This is a genomic window from Cupriavidus sp. 05T313, from assembly GCF_056396665.1.
The window spans coordinates 26,664-35,403 of sequence record NZ_JBFTLX010000082.1 but is presented as its reverse complement, the minus strand read 5'-3'; the positions used below and the strand labels follow the sequence as shown (position 1 = coordinate 35,403).

Annotated in this window: 8 protein-coding genes; 4 read left to right on the top strand and 4 right to left on the bottom strand. The window is 67.0% G+C overall.

Annotation, left to right across the window (positions count from 1 at the left end):
- Positions 1 to 1,648: DUF342 domain-containing protein (locus AC1DKD_RS19010; RefSeq protein WP_477143566.1), on the bottom strand; the 1,648-nt coding region annotated here is incomplete at its 3' end.
- 397 nt (positions 1,649 to 2,045) lie between these two features.
- Between AC1DKD_RS19010 and AC1DKD_RS19005 the strand changes: the two genes are divergently transcribed.
- A complete protein-coding gene (locus AC1DKD_RS19005; protein ID WP_441628168.1) occupies positions 2,046 to 2,996 on the top strand; it encodes a bestrophin family protein in 951 nt (316 codons plus the stop codon).
- Positions 2,997 to 3,143: 147 nt separating this feature from the next.
- Positions 3,144 to 4,031, top strand: a complete 888-nt coding sequence (locus AC1DKD_RS19000) for a class I SAM-dependent methyltransferase (protein ID WP_477102436.1) — start codon at positions 3,144 to 3,146, stop codon at positions 4,029 to 4,031.
- Positions 4,032 to 4,098: 67 nt separating this feature from the next.
- On the opposite strand, the gene AC1DKD_RS18995 is transcribed toward AC1DKD_RS19000, so the two are convergent.
- Both AC1DKD_RS18995 and AC1DKD_RS18990 read right to left on the bottom strand, forming a co-directional pair.
- Entirely contained in the window at positions 4,099 to 4,665 is a 567-nt protein-coding gene (locus tag AC1DKD_RS18995) for a DUF1415 domain-containing protein (protein ID WP_035859476.1), read from the bottom strand.
- A 72-nt stretch (positions 4,666 to 4,737) separates the two neighbouring features.
- Positions 4,738 to 5,115 (bottom strand): hypothetical protein, encoded by a 378-nt coding sequence (locus AC1DKD_RS18990; protein WP_441628172.1) that lies wholly within the window; start codon positions 5,113 to 5,115, stop codon positions 4,738 to 4,740.
- Between the two features lie 170 nt (positions 5,116 to 5,285).
- On the opposite strand from AC1DKD_RS18990, the gene AC1DKD_RS18985 reads away from it, so the two are divergent.
- On the top strand, positions 5,286 to 6,560 hold the full coding sequence (locus AC1DKD_RS18985; RefSeq protein WP_477111640.1) for a TIGR03862 family flavoprotein: 1,275 nt from the start codon (positions 5,286 to 5,288) through the stop codon (positions 6,558 to 6,560).
- A gap of 17 nt (positions 6,561 to 6,577) precedes the next feature.
- Here the strand turns inward: AC1DKD_RS18985 and AC1DKD_RS18980 are convergent, their stop codons facing one another.
- On the bottom strand, positions 6,578 to 8,200 hold the full coding sequence (locus tag AC1DKD_RS18980) for an NAD(P)/FAD-dependent oxidoreductase (RefSeq protein WP_477143565.1): 1,623 nt from the start codon (positions 8,198 to 8,200) through the stop codon (positions 6,578 to 6,580).
- A gap of 231 nt (positions 8,201 to 8,431) precedes the next feature.
- Between AC1DKD_RS18980 and AC1DKD_RS18975 the strand changes: the two genes are divergently transcribed.
- A complete protein-coding gene (locus tag AC1DKD_RS18975) occupies positions 8,432 to 8,737 on the top strand; it encodes a single-stranded DNA-binding protein (protein ID WP_045238616.1) in 306 nt (101 codons plus the stop codon).
- Positions 8,738 to 8,740 lie beyond the last annotated feature (3 nt).

Here is an 8,740-nt window from a genome sequence, read left to right as displayed (position 1 = left end):
GTGGAATGCGATCCTCCACCAGCCGGATCTGGCCGCCCGGCTTGTCCTCCATGATCTTCATCGACTTCTGCCCGATGTGCAGGCTGACCCCACCATGGATACGCCGGCTTACTTCGATCACGGCTTCGGGAGACGGGCGCAGCTTTTCGGCCAGTTTGGCCAGCCTGGCGTCGAGTTCGATCGAGTCGCGGGTGAGCTTGAACAGGGTGGCGCGCGCCTTCTCGCGCAGGTCGCCGACGGCTTTCTCGGGATGCTTGGCGAAGAAGCTGATCAGTTGCTGCACCTTGCCCTGCTCGGCTTCCAGCTTCTGGCGCTGGGCCTCGGCCTCGGCCTTCTCGGCTTCGGCATAGGGGTTGGTTCCGACCTGCACGATGGTGGCCGCGCCTGCGGCGCCACCGAGGATGGCGGTACGCACGGCCAGTTGCGCCCGGCAGCGTCCCCCGGTGATATTGCCCTGGCCGCCCTTGGGGCTGCCGGCGACGATGCTGGTCCCGGCCGCGACATCGCTTTGGCGAATGCCGCTTTCCACCTTGACCTCGGTGCCGGCCTCCACCACCGCGCTWTCGATAAAGCGCGCATGCAACGAGCCCTTGCAGCGTACCCGCGCCTCGGTGGCGGCGTTGTCGGCACTCTGGTGAGTGCCTTCGGCCTTGCCGATGATGCCGCCTTTCACCACCACGTTGCCGCCCGCCTCCACATGGGCGGCCTCGATGGTGCCGCTGACGATCACGTCGCCGGTCACGCGCACGGTCATGCCGGTCTTGATGTCGCCGTTGACACGCAGGGTGCCGTCGAACGTGACATTGCCTGAGTGCATGTCCACCGCCTCGACATCGACCACCGGGCTCACGCTGGCGCCTTGCGCCGACAACACCGGCGAGCCGGAAATAGCCGCCAGCAGGACCTCCGGATCCGCAGGATCGGGGGCCACCCCGGTCAGGCCTTCCGCGAACGGCGGATCGGCGGCGGGTACGGCTGCCACGGTCTTGCCGAAGACATCGACGCCATCGGTGCCCTGACGAGCCGGGATACGCCGCATCAGCGGCGTGCCTGGGTTGACCAGCATTAAAGATCCGAGGTCGCGCAGATCGATGCGGCCGCTTTCATCCTCTGCCACCAGCGGCTTGCGCGGCGCCAGCAGGCTCTCGAAGCGAGCCGGCGTGCCGGGCAGCGCGGCGCGTCCCGTGGCGATTTCCAGTCCGTCGCACAGGCCCGCTTCGACCGCGCCGCGCAGCACCTCCCGGTCCGGCTCCGCAACGACGCCGCGCTCGGCCAGCGCGGTGCGGATGTCGTCCCGCGTGACCGCGCGGCCGCCCTGCGGCGGCAGCAGGTTAAGCCGTACGCTCAGGTTGTCGCTGCTGACGCTGAGTTCGAAGTAGCCGTCCGTCAACTGGCCGATCAACGCTTCTACCGGCATGCCCTCCGTGGCACGCTGGCATTGCGCGAGAAAGGCGCCGATCGCGGCCGTGTCCATCCTGGCCTCGGCCCAGCCGCCACCGGCCAGTACCGCTTCCAGCCCCGCGCGGTCCGGCGGCAGCCGGCCCGGTGCAACGGCGAATATTGCGCGCAACTGTCGCGTGCCTTCATCCAGGCTGACCTGCAAGCCTGCGGCTACGCCGGCTACTGTGTCTTGTCCCCGGTTTTCCATTCAGTTCTTCCCTTGATGGATCGTGTCCGGGCGGCGCGGCCCCGTCTTCCGCGCCGCCCGCGGTCCCGGCCCGGGTATCGCCGCGCCCCTGCGCCGCATATCCGGCGCTGGTTATATGGCGAGGCGGCATGCTGCCGATGGCTGGCGCTGCGTACCTGGCGGCACGCCTGGGTTGGCTCGGCCACCGGATGCTCGGGCCTGCCGGGCAGGCCCCTGGGCCGGGTGTCATTTGCGCGCCGAAGGGTCTATGTCCTTTCTGGCGCACACAACACCAACGGCCGTTTCGCGGAAAACTTGAGCCGGGTGACTTGGCCGGCGGACGCTCCACCGCCAGCGGCGGAAAATGTACACTTCCGTCCATCGACGGAATGCCACACCGTAGCAAAGAGGATCACTGATGATCGTGCGAGAACGCCCCTCGGGACTGAAGCTGTTCCTGGTCCTGCGAGGCTCGGTCCTGCCCCGCATCTGGCGCGCGCTGCTGGTGAACTTGGTGGTGGCGGTAGGCGTCACGCTCAGCCACGGTGCGTTTTTCCAGCACAAGATCACCCTCACGGCCATTCCCTTCACGCTGATCGGCTTGCCGCTGGCCATCTTCCTGGGCTTTCGCAATACCGCCGCCTACGACCGTTTCTGGGAAGGCCGCAAGCTGTGGGGAGACCTGGTGGTACGCAGCCAGAACCTGGCTCGGCAATGCCTCGGCCTGATTGCCGAGGCGCCGGGTAGCGCCGCCGCTGCCCCGGCCGGGCTGGACGATGTGCGGGTTCGCATGATCTCGCGCGCCATGGCTTATGCCTACGCGCTGCGCAACCGCCTGCGCGGCAGCAGTGCGGATACCGGGCTGGAGCGATCCTGGCTGCGGCCCGCGGAGCTTGCTGCACTGCAGCGCAGCACCAACGCCCCAGCCGCGCTGATGATGGGCATGGGCGAGGATCTGGGCCTTTGCGTGCGGCAAGGCCGTGTCGATCCTTGCCTTGCCGCCGGCATCGACGACACTTTGTCGCACATGGTGGCCACGGCGGTGGCATGCGATCGCATCCGCAACACGCCCATCCCCTTCTCATACACGCTGCTGCTGCACCGCACCGCATACCTGTATTGCTTCCTGCTGCCGTTCGGGCTGGTCGATACCATCGGCTTTGTCACGCCCATCGTGGTGGCGATCGTGGCATATACCTTCTTCGGCCTCGATGCGCTGGGCGATGAACTGGAAGAGCCGTTCGGCACCAGCCCCAACGACCTGCCGCTCGACGCGCTGTGCCGCGCCATCGAGATCGGCATGAAGGAAGCACTGGGCGAAACCGAGTTGCCGCCGCCGCTCGCGCCGGTGGATTACTGCCTGCACTGACGCGCCATTGCCGGCCGGACCGGCATGCGCCGCTTCCATCACTCGCCCGGCCTGGCGCGACTTTCGGTAAACTCTCGCTGTGCCGGCGCAGCGTCGTCCGGCTTTGGCGCACGCCTCACCGCTTTTCCCAGGTTCGAAACATCCCAGATGGCCCAGAAGTCCCCGGCGTCCAAGACGCCCGCCGCACCGGCGTCCAGCCCCAACGAAATCCGTCCCGGCCAGTCCATCGAGCTGCTCAAGGCGCTGCATATCCTCACGCGCGACGGCAAGATGAACCAGGACAGCCGCCGCAAGCTCAAGCAGGTCTATCACCTGTTCCAGTTCATCGAGCCGCTGCTGCAGGATCTCAAACAGGATCACCCCGACGTGACGCTGGTCGACCACGGCGCCGGCAAGTCCTACCTGGGCTTTATCCTGTACGACCTGTTCTTCAAGGAGCAGCTCGACCAGTCGCACATCTACGGCATCGAGACGCGCGAGGAACTGGTGCGCAGTTCGCAGGAGCTTGCCAGCCGGCTGGGCTTCAAGGGCATGTCGTTCCTGAACCTGTCGGTGGCCGATTCGATCACCTCGCCGCAACTGCCGCCCACCATCGACATCGTCACCGCCCTGCACGCCTGCAATACGGCCACGGACGATGCGATCCGCTTCGCGCTGGAGAAGCGCGCCAAATACATCGTGGTGGTGCCTTGCTGCCAGGCCGAAGTGGCCGGCGTGCTGCGCAGGAACAAGGCAAAGCTGCTGGCCGGCAATCCGCTCACCGAGATCTGGCGCCATCCGCTGCATACGCGCGAGTTCGGCAGCCAGGTCACCAATGTGCTGCGCTGCCTGCAACTGGAGGCGCACGGCTACCAGGTCAGCGTGACCGAGCTGGTGGGCTGGGAGCACTCCATGAAGAACGAGCTGATCATCGCGCAGTACAAGGACCTGCCGCGCCGGCGCCCGGCCGAGCGGCTGCATGAAGTGCTGCGCACGCTGGGACTGGAGGAGATGGAAGAACGCTTTTATACGCAAGAGCCGGCCGCTGCCGGCTGATGCTGCCTTGCGTCATGGCCCCGGCGCTGCCGGGGCTGATCAACGCGCCGCCGCGACGGCGCGTTTTTTATTTCCCGCCGTCTTCGGCCATCAGCTTGCGCCAGCCCTCGTGGCCGAGCCGGCGCATGGTCTGCTCGTTGCGCTCGTAGATTTCCGCCGCATCGGGAAACGCCTCCACGGCCCGCGCGATGCTGTCCTCGCGCAGCAGGTGCAGGATGGGGTAAGGCGCGCGGTTGGTGTAGTTCTCGATGTCGTCCGGCTCGCTGCCGCCGAACACATAGTCCGGATGAAAGCTGGCGATCTGCAGGATGCCCGCCAGCCGCAGGCTCTTGAGCAGGCGCTCGGCGAAGTAGAGGAAATCGTTGTACTCGAGGAAATCGGCCAGCGCATGCGGCACGATCAGCAAGGTGGTGTCGATCTCGGCGGGATCGGCATCGGCGAGCGTGCGCATCTCGGTTTCGAGATCGGCCAGCACGCCCTCGGTATCGGTGGCCTCGCACACCGCATAGCGGATCTGCCGCTTCACGTGCACGGCCTTGGCGAAGGGACACAGGTTGAGGCCGATCACGGCGCGCTCCAGCCATTGCTGGGTGGCGTGCACGACGGACTGGCCGGATGGCGAAGCGAAAGACATGGCGATGACGGACGGCGCTAAACCGTTATTTTAGCGCCCGCTGCCCGCACCGCCGCTACGAGGCGGTGCCGCCTAGCGGCGCGGCGCGTAGATCTGGCGCGCCAGCGTCTCGGCCTGCCGCATGGCCGCATCGCGCTCGGCCGCGCTGAGCTTGCCGCAGACGTACTCCAGATTGGCGCTATCCAGGTCGGTGACATGGCGATCGCCCGACAGCAGGATGACCTTGCGCCACATGCAGGCCTTGACGCGGTCGCGCTCCAGACCGAGGCAACCCGACTGCAGGCAGTAGGACAGGTTGCGCTGGGCCAGGAAGTCGCCCTTCATCGCCTTGTCCTGCAGGCCTTGCGCTGTTTCCTGGGCCTGTGTCACCCCTGCCAGCAGACTCAGCAAGACCAGCACGACAGCCCGCGCGGCGGGAAGCGGGAACGACAGGCGAGACGGYAAGAGCATGGGGGAACGCAGGAAACCATTAGCACGCGGGAAAGCGCGATCTTAGCAGTTGCACCTCGCAGGCGTTCCGGCACGGGCAAGCTGCCTCGCCCTGCCCTATATAATCCGATCCGCCGCACCATACCTTGCGCCGCATTCCGCGACCGACCGCTTTCCCCCGGATTCAAACCATGTCTGCACCCACCGCCCCCCTCCCAGCCGCCAGCATCGCCGTGATCGGCGGCGGACCCGCGGGCCTGATGGCGGCCGAGGCACTGGCTGGGCGCGGGTTTCGCGTGGACGTGTACGACGCCATGCCATCGGTCGGCCGCAAGTTCCTGATGGCCGGGCGCGGCGGCATGAACCTGACGCATTCCGAAGCCGCGCAGCCTTTCCTGGCGCGCTACGGCAGCCGCAGCGCGCAGATCGCGCCGCTGCTGGCGGGCTTCGATCCGCAAGCGCTGCGCGACTGGGTGCACGGCCTGGGCATCGGTACCTTCGTCGGCAGCTCGGGCCGTGTCTTTCCGACCGACATGAAGGCCGCGCCGATGCTGCGCGCATGGCTGCACCGCCTGCGTGAAGCCGGCGTGCAGTTCCATATGCGGCATCGCTGGCTGGGCTGGGCGGACGCCGGCGGCGACTTCCCCGGCAAGCTGTGCTTCGCCACGCCGGAAGGCGAGCGCGTGGTGCAGGCCAGCGCGGTGGTGCTGGCAATGGGCGGCGGCAGTTGGGCGCGACTGGGATCGGACGGCGCCTGGGTGCCGCTGCTGGCCGCGCGCGGCGTCGGGGTAGCGCCGCTGCGCCCGGCCAACTGCGGTTTCGACGTAGCGTGGAGCGAGCACTTCCACACGCGTTTTGCCGGGCAGCCGGTGAAAGCGGTGGCAATCGGCCTGCGCGACCGGGATGGCATTGAACACTATCGCCAAGGCGAATTCGTCATCACCGCGGGTGGCATCGAGGGCAGCCTGGTGTATGCGCTAAGCGCGCCGATGCGCGACCTGCTCGAAGCCACGGGGGAAGCCGTGATCCACCTCGACCTGGCGCCGGGCCTGAGTGCCGAACGCGTAGCCGACGCGGTACAGCGCCCGCGCGGCGCGCGCTCGCTGTCGAGCCATCTGCAAAGCAAGCTGGGCATCACCGGCGTAAAGGCCGGACTGCTGCGCGAATGCCTGTCGAAGGAAGCGTTTGCCGATCCCGCCCGGCTGGCGGTAGCGCTCAAGGCGCTACCCTTGCGCCTGCTGCGCGCGCGCCCGATCGACGAAGTGATAAGCAGCGCGGGCGGCGTCGAGTTCGAGGCGCTGGACGCCGGTCTGATGCTGCGTGCCATGCCGGGCGTGTTCTGCGCCGGCGAGATGCTGGACTGGGAAGCGCCCACCGGCGGCTACCTGCTGACCGCCTGCTTTGCCAGCGGGCTTGCCGCCGGCCTGGGCGCGGCGGCCTATCTGGAAGCCGCTGCCGCGGATTAAGGCCGCGCGGCAGGCGCTCAGGCCGCGTTGCCGTTGACGATGCTCAGTGCGACCGCCTCGGCCACCTCGATGCCATCGATGGCCGCCGAGTAGATGCCGCCCGCATAGCCTGCGCCTTCGCCGGCCGGGTACAGGCCTTCCACATTCATGCTCTGGTAGTCATCCTTGCGGCGGATGCGCAGCGGCGAAGACGTGCGCGTTTCCACACCGGTCAGCACGGCATCGTGCATGGCAAAACCAGCGATTTTCTTGTCGAGTTCGGGTAGTGCTTCGCGGATGGCCTCGATCACGTAGTCGGGCAGCGCGGTCGAGAGATCGGTCGGCGTAACGCCTGGTTTGTACGAAGGCTCGACCGAGCCCATCGCGGTGGAAGGCCGGCGCGCGATGAAGTCGCCAACCAGTTGCGCCGGCGCGTTGTAGTTGCGCCCGCCGAGTTCGAACGCACGCTCTTCCCAGTGGCGCTGGAAGGCAATGCCGGCCATCGGGCCGCCAGGGAAATCTTCCGGCGTGATGCCGACCACGATGCCGGCATTGGCATTGCGCTCGGCGCGGACGTACTGGCTCATGCCGTTGGTGACCACGCGGCCCGGCTCCGAAGCCGCGGCCACCACCGTGCCGCCGGGGCACATGCAGAAGCTGTAGACCGCGCGGCCGTTGCTGGCGTGGTGCACCACCTTGTAGTCGGCGGCGCCCAGCAGCTTGTTGCCGGCGAACTTGCCAAAGCGGCTGCTGTTGATCATGCCCTGCGGATGCTCGATGCGGAAGCCCAGCGAGAACGGCTTGGCCTCCATGAACACGCCGCGTTCAGACAGCATCTCAAAGGTGTCGCGCGCGCTGTGGCCCACCGCCAGGATGACGTGGTCGGCCTCCAGGTACTCGCCATTGGACAGCTTGAGGCCGCGCACCTTGCCGCGTTCGATGTCGATATCCTCGACCCGGGTCTCGAAACGGATCTCGCCGCCGAGCGAGAAAATCTCGGCGCGCATCTTCTCCACCATGCTGACCAGGCGGAAGGTACCGATGTGCGGACGCGCGAGATAGAGGATGTCTTCCGGCGCGCCGGCCTTGACGAACTCGTCGAGCACCTTGCGGCCGTAGTGCTTCGGATCCTTGATCTGGCTGTACAGCTTGCCGTCGGAGAAGGTGCCGGCGCCGCCTTCGCCGAACTGCACGTTCGACTCGGGATTGAGCACGCTYTTGCGCCACAGGCCSMAGGTGTCCTTGGTGCGCTSGCGMACTTCCTTGCCGCGCTCSAGGATGATSGGCTTGAAGCCCATCTGCGCCAGGATCAGGCCAGCCAGCAATCCGCACGGCCCCATGCCGATCACCACCGGGCGCAAGGCCGTGCCCGGCGCCGGTGCCTGCGCGACGAAGCGGTAGGCCATGTCCGGCGTCACGCTCCAGTTCGGCTTGCCGGCCATGCGCTTGATCGCCGCCGCTTCGTCCGTGACTTCGATATCGATGATGTAGGTGAGCTTGATATCGGAGCGCTTGCGGGCATCGTGCGCGCGTCGGAACACGGTGAATCCGGTCAGGCCGTCGGCCTTGACGCCGATTTCGGCGAGGCGCGCGAGGACGGCGGCCTTCAGATCGCTCTCGGCATGATCGAGCGGGAGTTTGACTTCACTTAGACGTAGCATGGGAACCTGGAATTCTGCGGCCGGTGGGTCGGCCCTGGAAGGGGCGCTGACTGCACTCTGGTTGAGCGTCGGGCTGGCCGGACCGCAATTTTATCGTTTTTAGGGCCAAGGTCCGCATTCTCCGCCACGAGGCCACGAAATTGTGAGATCTTCCGCACCCCGGCAAGGTGGAAACGTGTCCCGGCACGCGTTGCCCGCAGCCCAACCAGACAATCCCAGGAAGGAAGAAAAATGATCGACGCACTAGTCAGCGGCCGGCTCCACGGCCATGCGAGCGAGCGTACCGGCCAGGGCGGCAGCCTATACGTCACCGCCAAGCTCAAGGCCGCGGTCAACGACGGCGATACCGTCATCGTCAACGTGATCGCCTTTGCCGACAAGGTGCGCGCCGCGCTGCTGGCGCTGGAGGATGGCGAGTCGGTGGCGCTGTCGGGCAGCCTGACGCCCAAGGTCTGGACCGACAAGAACGGCGACACCCGGCCCGCGCTGGACCTGGTGGCGCATGCCATGCTGAGCGCCCACGACCGCCAGGACTGAGCG